This is a genomic window from Amycolatopsis sp. NPDC051106, from assembly GCF_040682775.1.
Taxonomy (GTDB): Bacteria; Actinomycetota; Actinomycetes; order Mycobacteriales; family Pseudonocardiaceae; genus Amycolatopsis.
In genome coordinates this window covers 127,377-142,405 of sequence record NZ_JBFBBQ010000010.1, presented here as the reverse complement: position 1 = coordinate 142,405, position 15,029 = coordinate 127,377, and the positions used below count along the sequence as shown (strand labels likewise).

Here is a 15,029-nt window from a genome sequence, read left to right as displayed (position 1 = left end):
GCGCCCGTCCGGGGAGGGGCGTGCGCGCAGACCGCCCCGTCCCGGTAGCTCAGCAGGACAGAGCGCGGCGCTACGAACGCCGAGGTCCGAGGTTCGACTCCTCGCCGGGACACCGAAGGTAGGCCTCCGGCCCCCGTTTTCCATGCTACCGGCGCGCACCGACAGTTTCGGGTGCCCGCCGTTGCCTTGTCCACACGGCAGCCCTCCGCGTCCACAGGCCGACCCGCGCGGCCGGATGGGCGCACAATGGAGTCATGACCACCGCCGCCGACCCCGTCGCCGGGTACGCCGGGTTCGCCGCTGCCCTGCGCGAGGCCGGGGTGGCCTGCGATGCGCGCCGCGTGCAGGCCTACCTGGCCGCCGTCGGCGAGATCGACGTCGCCGAACCCACCCAGCTCTACTGGGCGGGCCGGCTCACCCTGTGCTCCAGCCCTGACGACCTCCCGTACTACGAAGAAGCCTTCAGCCAGTGGTTCTCTATCGAATCCACGACCCCGCAGCGCGCTAAGTCCGCCGCGCCGAAGCAGGCCCGGATCGCCCCCCTGGTCGACGCCGGCGGCGGGAACGCCGAGGGTGGTGACGGCCCCGAGCAGCTGAAAGTCGCCGCGAGCGACCACGAAGTCCTGCGCCACCGCGACCTCGCCGCGCTGACCACCGCCGAACGCGAACACCTTCGCGAGCTCCTGGCCACCTTGAAGCCCGTGCCCCCGAAGCGGCCGGCCTCGCGAAGGACCCCGGCGAAGCGTGGCCGGCTCGACCCCTCCCGCACCCTGCGCGCCATGCTCGCCAGCGGCGGCGAACCCCTGAAACTGGCCTACGTCCGGCGGGCCAGCAGGCCTCGCCGGGTCGTGCTGCTCATCGACGTCTCGGGGTCGATGAGCCCGTACGCCGACGCCCTGCTCCGGTTCGCCCACGTCCTCACGCGCAGCGCACCGCAGTCCGTCGAGGTCTTCACCCTCGGCACGCGGCTGACCCGCGTCTCCCGCCAGCTGCGTCAGCGCGACCCGGAACGCGCGATGCTCGCGGCGGGCTCGGCGGTGCCGGACTTCGCCGGCGGCACCCGCCTCGGCGAGACGCTGCAGGCCTTCCTCGACCGCTGGGGCCGGCGCGGCGTGGCCCGCCGCGCCGTGGTCACCGTGTTCTCCGACGGCTGGGAGCGCGGCGACACCGGTCTGCTCGGCGAGCAGCTCGCCCACCTGCGCCGGCTCGCGCACGCCGTATTCTGGGTGAATCCGCACGCCGGCCGTGCGGGGTACGCTCCGGTCCAGTCGGGCATCGTGGCCGCTTTGCCCCACATCGACCGGCTGCTGGCCGGGCACACCCTGGCCACTTTGGAACGACTGCTCGGGGAGATTTCCGATGCGTGACGTACTGGACGACGTGTTCCGCCGCTGGTCCGACGGGGAAACGGTCGGGCTCGGCACCGTGGTCGCCACCTTCTCGTCGGCGCCCCGCGCGCCCGGCGCGGCGATGGTCGTCGCCCCGGACGGCACCGTCGCCGGCAGCGTGTCCGGCGGCTGCGTCGAAGGCGCCGTCTACGAGCTCGCGCAGGAGGTCGTCCGCGAGCGCAAGCCGGTGCTGCAGCGCTACGGCGTCACCGACGACGACGCCTTCGCGGTGGGCCTGACCTGCGGCGGGATCATCGACATCTACGTCGAGCACGTCGACCGCGCGTCGATGCCGGAGCTCGGCGACGTCGTCGCGTCCGTGCGCGGCGGCGAACCCGTCGCGGTCGTCACGATCATCGAGCACGAGCAGGAAGGCCTGATCGGCGAGCACATGATCGTCTGGCCGGACCGCACCGAGGGCTCGCTGGGGTCCTCGCGGATGGACGACGCGGTGGCCGACGACGCGCGTGGCCTGCTGGCCAGCGGCCGCACCGGCACCCTGCACTACGGCCCGGACGGGCAGCGGCGCGGCGAGGGCATGGCGGTGTTCGTCAACTCCTTCGAGCCGCCGCCCCGGCTGCTCGTGTTCGGCGCGATCGACTTCGCCGCCGCGATGGCGCGCATGGGCGCCTACCTCGGCTACCAGGTCACGGTCTGCGACGCGCGGCCCGTGTTCGCCACCAGCAGCCGCTTCCCGGACGCGCACGACGTCGTCGTCGACTGGCCGCACCGCTACCTGGAGGGCGAAGCCGCGGCCGGGCGCATCGACCAGCGCACGGCCATCGCCGTGCTGACCCACGACCCGAAGTTCGACGTCCCGCTGCTCGAGGTCGCGCTGCGCCTGGACGTCGGGTACGTCGGCGCGATGGGCTCCCGCAAGACGCACGACGACCGCTTCGCCCGCCTGCGCGAGGCCGGGATCACCGAGGCGGAGCTGGACAGGCTGTCGTCGCCGATCGGCCTCGACCTCGGTGCCCGCACCCCGGAGGAGACGGCGGTGTCGATCGCGGCGGAGATCATCGCGCTGCGGTGGGGCGGCGGCGGCAAGCGGCTCGCGGAGCTGACGGGGCGCATCCACGGCTGACGGCTTTCCGGCGTGCGCTGCTCCGGGTGGCCCACAAAAGTTCACCCATCCGGACTTCCGCAGATTCGGGTTTCTCCAGAGGATCGCCGCGTATCTGCGGAACGGGTAGTTGAACGTATGACATCAGGACTTGTCCGCGCGAAGGTCGCGTAGCACGCTCGGAGGTCTGTGAGCCCGATCACGGTCGGGCGGGCCGTTCCCGAACCGGCTTTTGGAGGCCTGATGCGCATCACCGTCACTGTCGACGGGACCAAGTACACCGACGAAGTCGAGCCCCGCACCCTGCTCGTGCACCACCTGCGAGAGAAGCTGGGCAAGGTCGGCACCGTCGTCGGCTGCGACACCAGCAACTGCGGCGCCTGCACCGTCCACCTGGACGGGCACAGCGTGAAGTCCTGCTCTGTGCTGGCCGTGCAGGCCGACGGCTGTGAGGTCACCACCATCGAAGGCCTCGCCCGCGACGGGCAGCTGCACCCGGTGCAGAAAGCGTTCCACGACAACCACGCCCTGCAGTGCGGGTTCTGCACGCCCGGCATGATCATGCAGTCGATCGACCTGCTGGCCGACAACCCGGATCCGGACGAACAGGCCGTCCGCGAAGGGCTCGAAGGCAACCTCTGCCGCTGCACCGGCTACCAGAACATCGTCCGCGCGGTCCGCGACGCCGCGCAGAACATGAGCCCCGGCGCCGGCCCCGAAGCCGAGCGGATCGCCGAAACCAAGCACGCCGGCGTGGGTGGTGACTGATGACCGCCACGATCGAACCGGAAGTCGGAAAGTCACGGCGCCGCAAGGAAGACGAGCGGCTGATCACCGGCCGCACCCGCTGGACCGACAACATCGCGCTGCCCGGCCTGCTGCACATGGCGGTCCTGCGCAGCCCGTTCGCGCACGCCAAGATCGTCTCGATCGACACGTCGGCGGCCAAGGGCGCGTCCGGCGTCGTCGCCGTCTACACCGCGAAGGACCTCGACCCGGACGGCTCGATCGGCATGCCCTGCGCGTGGCCGATCACGCCGGACATGAAGGCGCCACGCCGCCCGGTGCTCGCCGCCGACACAGTCAACTTCGCCGGTGAAGGCGTCGCGGTCGTCGTCGCGCGGACGTCGGCCGAAGCGCACGACGCGCTCGAGGAAATCGACGTCGAGTACGACGAGCTGCCGGTCGTCCTCGACATGGAAGCCGCCATTGCCGACGGTGCCGCGCTGGTCCACGAGGACCTCGGCACCAACACGAGCGCGGTCTGGAAGTTCGACTCGGCCGAGGCCGGTACCGGCGGCAACGTCGAGGACGCGATCAGCTCGTCGGAGGTCGTCCTCAAGCGCCGCTTCCGCCAGCAGCGGCTGGTCCCGGCGTTCATGGAGCCGCGGGCGTGCGTCGTCGACCCGACCAGTACCCAGATCACCATGTGGTCGGCCACGCAGGTCCCGCACATCCTGCGCGTGATGTCCGCGCTGACGCTCGGCATCCCCGAGCACAAGCTGCGCGTGATCGCCCCGGACGTCGGCGGCGGCTTCGGCGGCAAGATCGGCGTCCTGCCGGAAGAGATGATGTCGCTGCTCGTCGCGCAGAAGCTCGGCAAACCGGTCAAGTGGAACGAGACGCGGTCCGAGACGATGCTCGCCGCGCACCACGGCCGCGACCAGATCCAGGACATCACCATCACCTCGACCCGCGACGGCCAGGTGACCGGTCTCAAGGTCGAATTGCTCGCCAACCTCGGCGCGTACAACGGTCTCGTCGGCCCCGGTGTGCCGATCCTCGGCGCGTTCATGTTCAACGCGATCTACAAGATCCCGGCGTACCACTTCGCCTGCACGAACGTGTACACGACGACGACGCTGACCGACGCCTACCGCGGCGCCGGCCGGCCGGAGGCGACGTTCGCGATCGAGCGGATCATGGACGAGCTCGCCGTCGAGCTCGGCATGGACCCGATGGAGCTGCGCGAGAAGAACTGGATCAAGCACGAGGAGTTCCCGTTCACCACGGTGTGCGGGCTGACCTACGACTCGGGCAACTACGAGGCCGCCACCGAAAAGGCCAAGCAGCTCTTCGACTACGACGGCCTGCGCGCCGAACAGGACCGGCGCCGCAAAGCCGGCGACAAGGTGCAGCTCGGCATCGGCATCTCGACGTTCACCGAGATGTGCGGGCTCGCGCCGTCGCGGGTGCTCGGCTCGCTGGACTACGGCGCCGGCGGCTGGGAGTACGCATCGATCCGGATGCTGCCCACCGGCAAGGTCGAGGTGACGACCGGCGCGTCCGCGCACGGCCAGGGCCACGAGACCGCGTGGAGCCAGATCGTCGCCGACCAGCTGGGCGTCGCGTTCGAGGACGTCGAGATCCTGCACGGCGACACCCAGTCGTCGCACAAGGGCATGGACACCTACGGCTCGCGGTCGCTGGTCGTCGGCGGGATCGCCGTCATCAAGGCCGCCGAGAAGGTCGTCGCGAAGGCCAAGCCGATCGCGGCGCACCTGCTCGAATGCGCCGAGGACGACCTCGAGTTCGCGAACGGTAAGTTCACGGTGAAGGGCACGGACACGTCCACCGGCATCGGGGACATCGCGCTCGCGGTGTTCGCGGCGCACAACCTGCCCGACGGGATCGAGCCGTCGCTCGACTCGGACGCGACGTTCGACCCGGAGAACTTCTCGTTCCCCCACGGCACGCACCTGTGCGCCGCCGAGGTGGACACCGAGACCGGGCGGATCAAGCTGCGCTCGTACGTCTGCGTCGACGACGTCGGGGTCGCGGTGAACCCGCTGATCGTCGAGGGCCAGGTGCACGGCGGGCTCGCGCAGGGCATCGCGCAGGCACTGTTCGAAGGCACCGAGCACGACGACAGCGGCACGCTGACGACCGGCACGTTCGCCGACTACCTGCTGCCGTCGGCGGCGGACCTGCCGTCGTTCACCACCGACCGCACGGAGACGCCGGCGACGTCGAACCCGCTCGGCGCCAAGGGCGTCGGCGAAGCGGGCACGATCGCGTCCACCCCGGCGGTGGTCAACGCGGTGATCGACGCGGTGCGGCAGTTCGGGGTCAACGACATCGAGATGCCGTTGACGCCGATGCGGGTGTGGCACGCCATCCAGCACGGCACCACCGACGCCGGCGGCCCCGGCCGCGACGAAGCCGGCGGCGGCCTCGGCTCCATCGACGCCACCGGAGGTGCGCAGTGATCCCGGCTTCCTTCGACTACGTCCGCCCGTCCACAGTGGACGAAGCGGTGCAGGCGCTGGCGTCGGCGGGTGAGGACGCCAAGGTCATCGCGGGCGGCCAGAGCTTGCTGCCGGTGCTGCGGATGCGGCTGGCGGCGCCGACGACGCTGATCGACCTCGGGCGCGTCGCGGAGCTGCGCGGCGTGCGGGAGGAGGGTGACGAACTGGTCATCGGCGCGATGACGACGCACTACGACGTGCAGCGTGACGCGCTGATCGCTTCGCACGCCGCGTTGCTCAAAGAGGCGACGGACACGGTCGCCGACCCGCAGATCCGCCACCGGGGCACGCTGGGCGGCGCGATCGCCCACGCCGACCCGGCCGGGGACCTGCTGGCGCCGGTGCTCGCGCTGGACGCTTCGCTGGTGCTGGCCGGGCCTTCGGGACGCCGGACGGTGCCGGCCGCGGAGTTCTTCCAGGACCTGTTCACCACGGCGCTGGCCGCGGACGAGCTGCTGGTCGAGGTCCGCGTGCCCAAGCACACCGGGTGGCGGGCGCACTACGAGAAGTTCAACCGGGTCGCCCAGGCGTGGTCGATGGTCGCGGTCGCGGTCACCGTCCGTACCGAAGCGGGCGTCATCGAGGAGGCCCGGGTCGCGCTGACGAACATGGGCTCGACCCCGGTGCGGGCGTCCGGTGTCGAAGCGGCACTGGTCGGGGTCCAGGCTTCGGCCGACTCGATCGCCGCGGCGGCCTCGCACGCGGCGGAAGGCACGAATCCGCCGGTCGACAGCAACGCCGACGTCGAATACCGCCGTCACCTGGCCCAGGTCCTGACGGGCCGGGCGATCGCGGCGGCGGCCGGCGCCTGAGGTTCGAGGTTCGTCCCCCTGGCCGCCGCCCCGGCGGCGGCTAGGGTGGGCACCGGCCCTCGTTGTCATCAGGAAGGAGGTCGGCCCGTGCGGCTCGACCACGAATTCACCGTCCCGGCTCCGATCGGCGAGGTCTGGCAGGCGGTCGTCGACCCCGAGCGGGTGGCCCCGTGCATGCCGGGCGCCACGCTGACGAAGGTCGAAGGGGACAAGTTCAGCGGGACGGTGAAGGTCAAGCTCGGACCGATTTCCCTGCTGTACAAAGGAAATGGCGAGTTCCTGGAGAAGGACGACGCCGCGCACAAGGTGACGATCAAGGCATCGGGCAAGGACTCCCGAGGCTCGGGCACGGCGGCGGCAACGGTGACGCTGACGCTGACGGAGGCCGACGGCGCAACGCACGGTTCGGTGGCGACGGCCCTGTCGATCACGGGCAAGCCGGCCCAGTTCGGCCGCGGCCTGATCAGCGAGGTGGGCGGCAAGATCCTCGACACGTTCGCGGGATGTCTGTCGGGCAAGCTGGCCCCGGCGGCCGAGCCGGCCCCGGCCCCGGTGGCCGCGGCACCGACGCCCGAGCCGACGGCAACCGCGGAGCCGGTCGCCGAGCCGGCTCCTGCTCCTGCTCCGGATGCGGCGGTCAAGCCGGCTCCGACGACACCGGAGATCAACACGGACCCCAAGCCGGCCGCGGAGCGGCCGCCGCTGCGAAGCGTCCCGGCGGCCCCGGAGGCGGAAGCGATCGACTTGCTCGACTACGCGGGCCAGTCGGTGCTGAAGAGGCTGGCGCCGGTGGTGGTCGCCATCGCGGCGGTGGCCGGGTTGGTGGCGATCATCCGGGCGCTGCGCAAGTAGTTGCAGTTGATGTGGGCCTGCGCGCTGGCTCCTTGAGGCGGCTCGCGGGTCTTGCGGCTGTTCTTCGCGAGGGCTTCCGAGCCGAGTTCGTTGCTGGTCAACTGCTGCGCACGCAGGCCAGATTTGCCCTGGTGCGTGCGCGAAAGCTGGCCGTAGTGCGCGCACTGCGCACGCAAGCCGGATTTGCGCCGGTGCGTGCGCGGCGAAAGTTGGCCGGAGTGCGTGGGTGGGCCGCATTCGCGTCGGTTCATGGGCGGTGACTTGCGCGCGCGGTCGCGCGAACCGCACTATTCTCGCGTCGTGCAGGTGGGCCGGGCTTGCTCTGGTGTCCGTCGGCCGGTTGGTGAGCTGGATTGCGTCGCCGTGGTCCGGCGAGCCGTTCTGGTGGCGGCGATGCCGCGCACCCGTCCGGTGTTATGGCGCGATCCTTCTGGCCCGATCTCGCTGGTCGCGTTGGTCGCGCCAGCCCGCGACCGGGAGCGCGGGATGGGATTCCCACTTCGGCGTTCTCGCGGGCGCTTTCCCGGAGCGATGATCCGGTCGTGGGCCGCTGAGCTGGGCGGATCTACCCTGCGCGGGTCTTCGGGCAGGAGCGTTGCCCGCAATTCGCCCGGACTGGCGACGCGCGTCGTCGGAACGGCTACGCTGGGCAACCTGGTCGGCCGAACTTCGCGCAAGGGGTAACGTCACGATGCCGGTCCGTCACTTCTGTGGCTTCGGCTCTTGAGAGCCCAGGCCGCCGTGCGCCGGGAAGCGCTTTCCGCCTGGCCGGGCTGGCCCGCGCGGTGGGAGATGTGGGCGGGGGCGAAAGCCCGCTGGATCACCTACGCACTCGGCTGTGAACTGGTCGCCGTCGTGGCGACCGGGGTCGCGCTGGTCACCGGCTTCGGCGGACCCGTGCGGCCGGTCTGGTTCGCGGTGCTGGTCGCGCTCGGCGTCGCCCAGGCGGAAATGTCGCGCCGCATCGAGCGGCTGCGGCGGTGGATGAGCGGGCAGACCCACATCAACGTCACGTCGGTCTGGTACCTCGCCGGCGTCGTCCTGCTGCCGCCGGCCTGGGTAGCGCTGCTGGCTGTCGTGCTTTACGCGCACCTGTGGGTGCGCGTGTGGCGTCAGGTCCGTACGCGGCCCGTGCATCGTTTCGTCGCCAGCACGGCTTGGGCCATGCTCTCGTGCTTCGCCGCTTCGTCCGTTCTCGCTGTGTCAGGCCTGCACGGGACGCCGTTGCAGACCCCGCGCGGGCTGCTGGCGCTCTGCCTGGCCGCGGCGGTGTTCGAGCTGGTGAACATCGGCCTGGTCTCGGCGGGGATCTACCTCTACACGAGCAAGCGCTCGGCGGCCGACCTGATCGGCACGTGGGAGGACAACGCATTCGAACTCGCGACGCTGTGCCTCGGCGGCCTCGCCGCGCTGGCGCTGGCCGAGCAGCCGGTGCTGGTGGTGTTCGTCGTGGCGCCGTTGCTGCTGTTGCACCGCTACCTGCTGCTGAAACAGCAGTTGCAGGTCGCGGCCGTCACCGACGAGAAGACAGGCCTGCTCAACACCGCCGGCTGGCACGACTCCGCGGCGCGCGAACACGCCCGGGCACAGCGGCGCGGCCCCGCCGGCGGCGGCTTCGCGGTGCTGATGATCGACCTCGACCACTTCAAGCGCATCAACGACACGTACGGTCACCTCACCGGCGACGACGTCCTGGCCGCGGTCGCGATCGCGATTTCCGAGGCGGTGCGCCAGGGCGACACGGTCGGCCGGTTCGGCGGCGAGGAGTTCGTGGTGCTGCTGCCGGGCATCGGCCGCGCCGACGTGCTCGGCATCGCCGAACGCGTGCGGGCCGCGGTGGGCGAGCTGAACGTCGTGATCTCGACGGGCAGCGGGACGGTTCGCGTGAGCGGCTTGTCGGTGTCGATCGGGGTGGCCCGCCACCCGGAAGCGGGCCCGACGCTCGACGACGTGCTCCGCTCGGCTGACGCCGCGTTGTATCGCGCCAAGGAGGCGGGGCGGAACCGCGTTGCCGTGTGACGTCTGGTTGCTCGGTCGAGTGGCTGAGAGTCGAAGTGGGTTCGGGCTGGGCGTGAGGGCCGGGAACCGGTCGGCCGGGTTGGGCGCGGCGCCGGCAGCGGCGTGGCTCGGTCGGATGGCTGGTCGCGGTGGCCGACGCACGAGTCGGTTCGGGTGGGCGCCGGCCTCGGTGTGGCGGCGTTGTCGTCTGCGGCCCGTGCCAGGTCCGGTGAGGTGACCCGGCCACTCGGCGCTTCCGTGAAGGCGGGCGCGCTGTGATCCACGGCGCGAAATACCCCTGGCCGTCAGCCGTTGAAATCGACATGAGCGGTGCGGATCACGAGGCCGACGTCGTGGTGATCGGTGCGGGGCAGGCCGGGCTCTCGGCCGCCTATCACCTGCGCCGGGCCGGGTTCGCCAACGACGGTGGCTTCGTCGTGCTCGACCACGGGAAGCGGGCCGGGGGTGCCTGGCAGTACCGGTGGCCCTCCCTCGTGCTCGGCAAGGTGCACGGCATCTACGACCTGCCCGGCATGGCCTTCGGCAGCCCGGACGTGACACGACCCGCCTCCGAAGTCGTTTCGGAGTACTTCGCGCGCTTTGAAAGCGTCTATGACCTCCCGGTGTTCAGGCCCGTCGACGTCCAGTCCGTGACGCGGGCGGGGGAGCGGCTGGTGGTGGCGAGCCCCGCGGAGTCGTGGGCCGCGAAAGCCGTGATCAGTGCTACCGGCACCTGGGACCGGCCCTTCTGGCCGCACTACCCCGGCCAAGAAACCTTCGCCGGCCGTCAGGTGCACACGGCGGACTACACCGGCCCCGAAGAGTTCCGTGGCCGGCGGGTCGTCGTGGTCGGGGGTGGGGCGTCGGCCGTTCAGCTACTCATGGAGTTCGCTCCGCTCGCCCGCGCGACCGCCTGGGTGACACGGCGCCCGCCCGTGTGGCGCGATGAGCCGTTCAGCGAGAACTGGGGACGGGACGCCGTCGCGAAGGTCGACGAGCGGGTGCGGGCCGGGCTGCCGCCGGAGAGCGTCGTGAGCGTGACCGATCTCGCCGTGACGCCGGAAGTGCGCGCCGCGCGTGCCGCCGGGATCCTCGAGCGGCGGCCGATGTTCGAGCGCATCACGCCCGAGGGGGTCGCCTGGGCGGACGGCTCTCGCTTCGACGCCGACGTCATCCTCTGGGCGACCGGGTTCCGCGCGGCGATCGACCACCTCGCGCCGCTGCACGTCCGGGAACCCGGGGGCGGGATCCGGATGGACGGCACGCGCGTGGTGCGCGAGCCGCGGCTGCACCTCGTGGGGTACGGGCCATCGGCCAGCACGGTCGGGGCGAACCGGGCGGGTCGCGCCGCTGTCACCGAGATCAAGAAGCTGCTGCGTTCGGACGGATGAGGTCATACATCCGAAGCTACCCGAACACCTGTGCGAAGATCATCGCTGGATCGGGTGAATTGGGAAGACGGCTACCGGCGCGATTTTTGTTGTGAAATAAGGGAAACGGCGCGGCGCGGATGGGCGCTGCCCCCCGGTTCCCATGCTACCCGCGACCACCGACAAGACCGTCGACAAGACCGCCGACAAACCGCCGGAAAACCGGCGGCGAACCGGGAAAAGTCGGGAGCCTGCGGAGCCCGTCCCGCGCCACGGGGCACTGCGCCGGTCAGCGGGAACCCCTCTGCGCTGGGAAAACACGAAGAACCTCACCCTCTTGACCGATTCAACGGCAAGACACGTCTTGTCAGCCGAAACCGGTCACCGATACAGTCCGCCTTAGTTAGGAAACTTTCCTAACAGCTAGAAACGCCGCAGCCCACCAGCCACCGCCAGGCCCAGAAGGAGCGCGACGTGCCGTCGACCCGCCTACGAACATTCGCCCGCCTCACCCCGGTGATAGCGGCGATCACCCTGCTGCCCTCCGCGTTCGCCGCGGCCAGCACCCAAGCCGACGTCCTGCTCTCGCAAGGGAAACCCGTCGCGACCTCCACCGTCGAAAGCTCGTCGTACGCCGGTGCGAAGGCCGTCGACGGCAGCACCACCACCCGCTGGGCCAGCGCCGAAGGTGCCGACCCGCAGTGGCTGCGGATCGACCTCGGCCAGTCCGCCGCGATCCACCGCGTGCTCCTCACCTGGGAAGCCGCCTACGCCAAGAAGTACCGCATCGAAGTCTCCGATGACGGCACGAACTTCACCTCTGCCACCGCCGTCGACAACGGTGACGGCAAGACCGATGACCTCACCCTGAACGCCCACGGCCGGTACGTCCGCTTCGTCGGCGTCACCCGCGCGACGAGCTACGGCTACTCCTTCTGGGAGATGCAGGTCTTCGGCTCCACGGACTCCTCCGGCGACACCCAGGCCCCGACCACCCCGACGGGCCTGACCGCCGGCACGACCACCGCCACCAGCGCCGCCCTCACGTGGAGCGCCGCCACGGACAACGTCGGCGTCGCCGGGTACGACATCCTGCGCGACGGCACCGTCGTCGCCACCAGCACCACCCCGTCCTACACCGACAACGGCCTCACACCCGACACCGGCTACTCCTACGCCGTCCGTGCCCGCGACGCCGCCGGGAACGTCTCGAACGCCAGCTCGCCGGTCACCGTGAAGACCAAGGCGGGCAGCGGATCGGGCTTCGTCCTCGCCGCCGCCGGCGACATCGCCGAACGCTGCACCTCGAGCAGCTCGAGCTGCGCCCACGTCAAGACCGCCAAACTGGTCGAGCAGATGAACCCGGCCGCCGTGATCACGATGGGCGACAACCAGTACGACGACGCCCACCTCTCGGACTTCAAGTCCTACTACGACAAGACGTGGGGCAGGTTCAAGAGCATCACCCACCCGATCCCGGGCAACCACGAGTCCTACGACGACACGCCGTTCAAGGGCTACGAAGACTACTTCGGCGCCATCGCCAAACCGCAGGGAAAGCGGTACTACAGCTGGGAAATGGGCAACTGGCACTTCATCGCCCTCGACTCCAACGACTTCGTCACCCACGACGACCTCGCCGAGCCGCCCCAGATCACCTGGCTCAAGCAGGACCTCGCCAAGAACACCAAGGGCTGCGTCGCCGCCTACTACCACCACCCGCGGTGGAGCTCCGGTGACCACGGCGACAACCCCGACAGCACCGAGCTGTGGAACATCATGACCGCCAACAAGGTCGACCTGGTCCTCAACGGTCACGACCACGACTACGAGCGGTTCGTCCCGCAGAACGCCGACGGCAAGGCCGACGCCAACGGCCCGGTCGAGATCGTCGGCGGCTCCGGCGGTGCCAACCTCTACGACCTGAGCCCGGCGCACCAGACGACCGCGAAGCTGCTCAAGACCTTCGGCGTCCTCAAGCTGTCGATGACGGACACGTCGTTCCAGTCGCAGCTCGTCGGCGTCGACGGCAAGGTCCTCGACAGCAGCCCGACCTACCCCTGCCACCAGTAGGAGCGGGCATGTACATCGCGGCAAGCCGTACCTCGGACCTGGCGGCCGGCACCGACCGGAAACCCGCACTGAAACGCGTGTCCGCCAACGTGGTGGCGCTCGGGATGGTCAGCCTGGTCACCGACGTCTCCTCGGAGATGGTCACCGCCGTCCTCCCGCTCTACCTGGTGCTCGGCCTCGGCCTGAACCCGCTGCAGTTCGGGCTCCTCGACGGGCTCTACGCGGGCGCCACGGCCCTGGTGCGGGTGGCCGGCGGGCACCTCGCCGACCGGTGGCGGCGGCTCAAGGCCGTCGCCGGGTTCGGGTACGGCTTGTCCGCGGTGTGCAAGCTCGGCCTGGTCGCGGCCGGCTCGTCGGTCGCGGCGATCGGCGTCGTCCTCGCCGCCGACCGCACCGGCAAAGGTCTGCGCACCGCCCCGCGCGACGCCCTCATTTCCCTCAGCAGCACACCGGACGCGCTCGGCCGCTCGTTCGGCGTGCACCGCGCGCTCGACACCGTCGGCGCGTTCCTCGGCCCCCTGGTCGCGATGGCGGTGCTCGCCCTGAGCCTCGGCAGCTATACGAGCGTGTTCTTCACCAGTTTCTGCGTCGCCGCGATCGCCGTGCTGCTGCTGGCGTTGTTCGTCAAGGATCACCCCGGCGGCGTCGACCGCGCCGCGGTGTCGCTGCGCATGGCGGCGAACCTCCTGAAACAGAGCGACTTCCGGCGCGTGACGATCTGGGCCGCGTTGCTGGGCCTGGTGACCGTCGGCGATTCGTTCGTCTACCTCGTCCTCCAGCGGCGCTGGGAGATCGCGGCCACGTTCTTCCCGCTGCTGCCGCTGGGCACCGCCGGCGTCTACCTGGTCCTGGCCGTGCCCCTCGGCAAGCTCGCCGACCGCGTCGGCCGCTGGCCGGTGTTCCTCGGCGGCCACGGGGCGCTGGGCCTGGCACTCGTGCTGCTCTGCGGCCCCCAGGCCGGCATCTGGCTCGCCGTCGTCGCGCTCGGCCTGCACGGCGTGTTCTACGCGGCCACCGACGGCGTCCTCATGGCCGCCGCCGGCCCGCTCATCCCGCGTGATCTCCGGGCCACCGGGATGGCCGTCGTGCAGACCGGGCAGGCCGTGGCCCGCATGCTCTCGTCCGTCCTCTTCGGACTGGCCTGGACGCTCTGGGACCTGCGGCCCGCGGTGCTCGCCGCCGCGGCCTGCCTGGCCCTGGTCGCCCTGGCCGCCGCCTTCGCGAAACCGGTGCGCCCGTGAAGAAACTCGTCCTCGCCCTCCTCGGCACGGTCCTGCTGATCGCCGCGGCCGTCGTCTACACCGTCAGCGCCCGCCACGGCACCGCGGACGCCGAGCCGGCCGCCCAGCTCACGCTGAGTCCCGGTCAGCTGCTGTTCCGCGACACCGCCACCGGCCGCGTCGGCACCCTCGACCTGGGAAAACGGCGGCTCAGCGGCCTGAAGTGTGATCGCTTCGCGGTGGCGAAGCAGACTGCGGTGTGCCTGGCCGTGCGGCCGGGGACACTCCCGGCGGTGACCGACGTCCTCGTCCTCGACGACCACCTCGCCGTCCGCCACACCGAGGCGCTGCCGGGCACGCCCAGCCGCGCCCGCGTGTCCCCGGACGGCAAGCGCGTCTACTGGACGCTCTTCGTCACCGGCGACTCGTACTCGCAGACCGGCTTTTCGACGCGCGCCGGGCTGTACGAGGTCGACACCGGCCGGCTCGTCAAGACGATCGAGGAACTCCCGGTGTTCATCGGTGACCAGCGGTACTTCGCCGCGGACGTCAACTACTGGGGCATCACGTTCGCCCCGGACGGCAACCGCTTCTACGCCACGCTCGGCAGCAAGGGCAAGACCTACCTCGTCGAGGCCGATTACCAGCGGTACCGCGGGAAAACCCTCCGGGAGAACGTCGAATGCCCGTCGCTCTCCCCGGACGCCACCCGGATCGCCTTCAAGAAGAAGACGGGTGAGGGCGTGTGGCGGCTGTCGGTCCTCGACCTGAGAACCATGAAGGAAACCGAGCTGGCGGAACAGCGGAGCGTGGACGACCAAGCCCTGTGGCAGGACGACCACACCGTTCTCTACGGGCTGGACAACGCCGTCTGGGCGGTCCCGGCGGACGGCTCCGGCGCGCCACGAGAACTCGCCCGGAACGCCGCGTCGCCGGCCGTCACGGGGTGACGCCGACCGCCGCGAACAACGTCCGCACGCACCGGTCACGCAGCTCCTCCTGGGT

11 protein-coding genes and 1 tRNA gene are annotated in these 15,029 nt (G+C 70.7%); all 12 read left to right on the top strand.

What is annotated here, in order from left to right; translation table 11 throughout:
- Positions 1 to 38 precede the first annotated feature (38 nt).
- The 12 genes from AB0M83_RS11190 (at position 39) to AB0M83_RS11135 (ending at position 14,974) form a co-directional block, all read left to right on the top strand.
- Positions 39 to 112, top strand: a tRNA-Arg gene (locus AB0M83_RS11190).
- 142 nt (positions 113 to 254) lie between these two features.
- Positions 255 to 1,367: a VWA domain-containing protein gene (locus AB0M83_RS11185; RefSeq protein ID WP_364515745.1), complete on the top strand. Its 1,113-nt coding sequence runs from the start codon at positions 255 to 257 to the stop codon at positions 1,365 to 1,367.
- Positions 1,360 to 2,472 (top strand): XdhC/CoxI family protein, encoded by a 1,113-nt coding sequence (locus AB0M83_RS11180; RefSeq protein WP_364515743.1) that lies wholly within the window; start codon positions 1,360 to 1,362, stop codon positions 2,470 to 2,472. Before AB0M83_RS11185 ends, AB0M83_RS11180 begins: the two co-directional genes overlap by 8 nt.
- Positions 2,473 to 2,694: 222 nt before the next feature.
- On the top strand, positions 2,695 to 3,219 hold the full coding sequence (locus AB0M83_RS11175; RefSeq protein WP_364375056.1) for a (2Fe-2S)-binding protein: 525 nt from the start codon (positions 2,695 to 2,697) through the stop codon (positions 3,217 to 3,219).
- On the top strand, positions 3,219 to 5,660 hold the full coding sequence (locus AB0M83_RS11170) for a molybdopterin cofactor-binding domain-containing protein (RefSeq protein WP_364515741.1): 2,442 nt from the start codon (positions 3,219 to 3,221) through the stop codon (positions 5,658 to 5,660). The genes AB0M83_RS11175 and AB0M83_RS11170 overlap by 1 nt, the downstream gene beginning before the upstream one ends.
- On the top strand, positions 5,657 to 6,511 hold the full coding sequence (locus AB0M83_RS11165) for a xanthine dehydrogenase family protein subunit M (protein WP_364515739.1): 855 nt from the start codon (positions 5,657 to 5,659) through the stop codon (positions 6,509 to 6,511). Before AB0M83_RS11170 ends, AB0M83_RS11165 begins: the two co-directional genes overlap by 4 nt.
- Before the next feature lie 87 nt (positions 6,512 to 6,598).
- Positions 6,599 to 7,363, top strand: a complete 765-nt coding sequence (locus tag AB0M83_RS11160; protein ID WP_364515737.1) for an SRPBCC family protein — start codon at positions 6,599 to 6,601, stop codon at positions 7,361 to 7,363.
- A 723-nt stretch (positions 7,364 to 8,086) separates the two neighbouring features.
- Positions 8,087 to 9,382: a GGDEF domain-containing protein gene (locus tag AB0M83_RS11155; protein WP_364515735.1), complete on the top strand. Its 1,296-nt coding sequence runs from the start codon at positions 8,087 to 8,089 to the stop codon at positions 9,380 to 9,382.
- Between the two features lie 302 nt (positions 9,383 to 9,684).
- Positions 9,685 to 10,752, top strand: a complete 1,068-nt coding sequence (locus AB0M83_RS11150) for an NAD(P)-binding domain-containing protein (RefSeq protein ID WP_364515733.1) — start codon at positions 9,685 to 9,687, stop codon at positions 10,750 to 10,752.
- Positions 10,753 to 11,247: 495 nt separating this feature from the next.
- On the top strand, positions 11,248 to 12,804 hold the full coding sequence (locus AB0M83_RS11145) for a discoidin domain-containing protein (RefSeq protein WP_364515835.1): 1,557 nt from the start codon (positions 11,248 to 11,250) through the stop codon (positions 12,802 to 12,804).
- An 8-nt stretch (positions 12,805 to 12,812) separates the two neighbouring features.
- Complete coding sequence (locus AB0M83_RS11140) at positions 12,813 to 14,045, top strand: MFS transporter (RefSeq protein ID WP_364515730.1); 1,233 nt, start codon at positions 12,813 to 12,815, stop codon at positions 14,043 to 14,045.
- Positions 14,042 to 14,974 (top strand): hypothetical protein, encoded by a 933-nt coding sequence (locus AB0M83_RS11135; RefSeq protein ID WP_364515727.1) that lies wholly within the window; start codon positions 14,042 to 14,044, stop codon positions 14,972 to 14,974. The genes AB0M83_RS11140 and AB0M83_RS11135 overlap by 4 nt, the downstream gene beginning before the upstream one ends.
- Positions 14,975 to 15,029 lie beyond the last annotated feature (55 nt).

Bases quoted from the DNA above. Each gene is read 5' to 3' on its own strand.
- AB0M83_RS11185 (WP_364515745.1), top strand. From the start codon at position 255: ATGACCACCGCCGCCGACCCCGTCGCCGGGTACGCCGGGTTCGCCGCT.
- AB0M83_RS11170 (WP_364515741.1), top strand. From the start codon at position 3,219: ATGACCGCCACGATCGAACCGGAAGTCGGAAAGTCACGGCGCCGCAAG.
- AB0M83_RS11150 (WP_364515733.1), top strand. From the start codon at position 9,685: ATGAGCGGTGCGGATCACGAGGCCGACGTCGTGGTGATCGGTGCGGGG.
- AB0M83_RS11180 (WP_364515743.1), top strand. From the start codon at position 1,360: ATGCGTGACGTACTGGACGACGTGTTCCGCCGCTGGTCCGACGGGGAA.
- AB0M83_RS11175 (WP_364375056.1), top strand. From the start codon at position 2,695: ATGCGCATCACCGTCACTGTCGACGGGACCAAGTACACCGACGAAGTC.
- AB0M83_RS11140 (WP_364515730.1), top strand. From the start codon at position 12,813: ATGTACATCGCGGCAAGCCGTACCTCGGACCTGGCGGCCGGCACCGAC.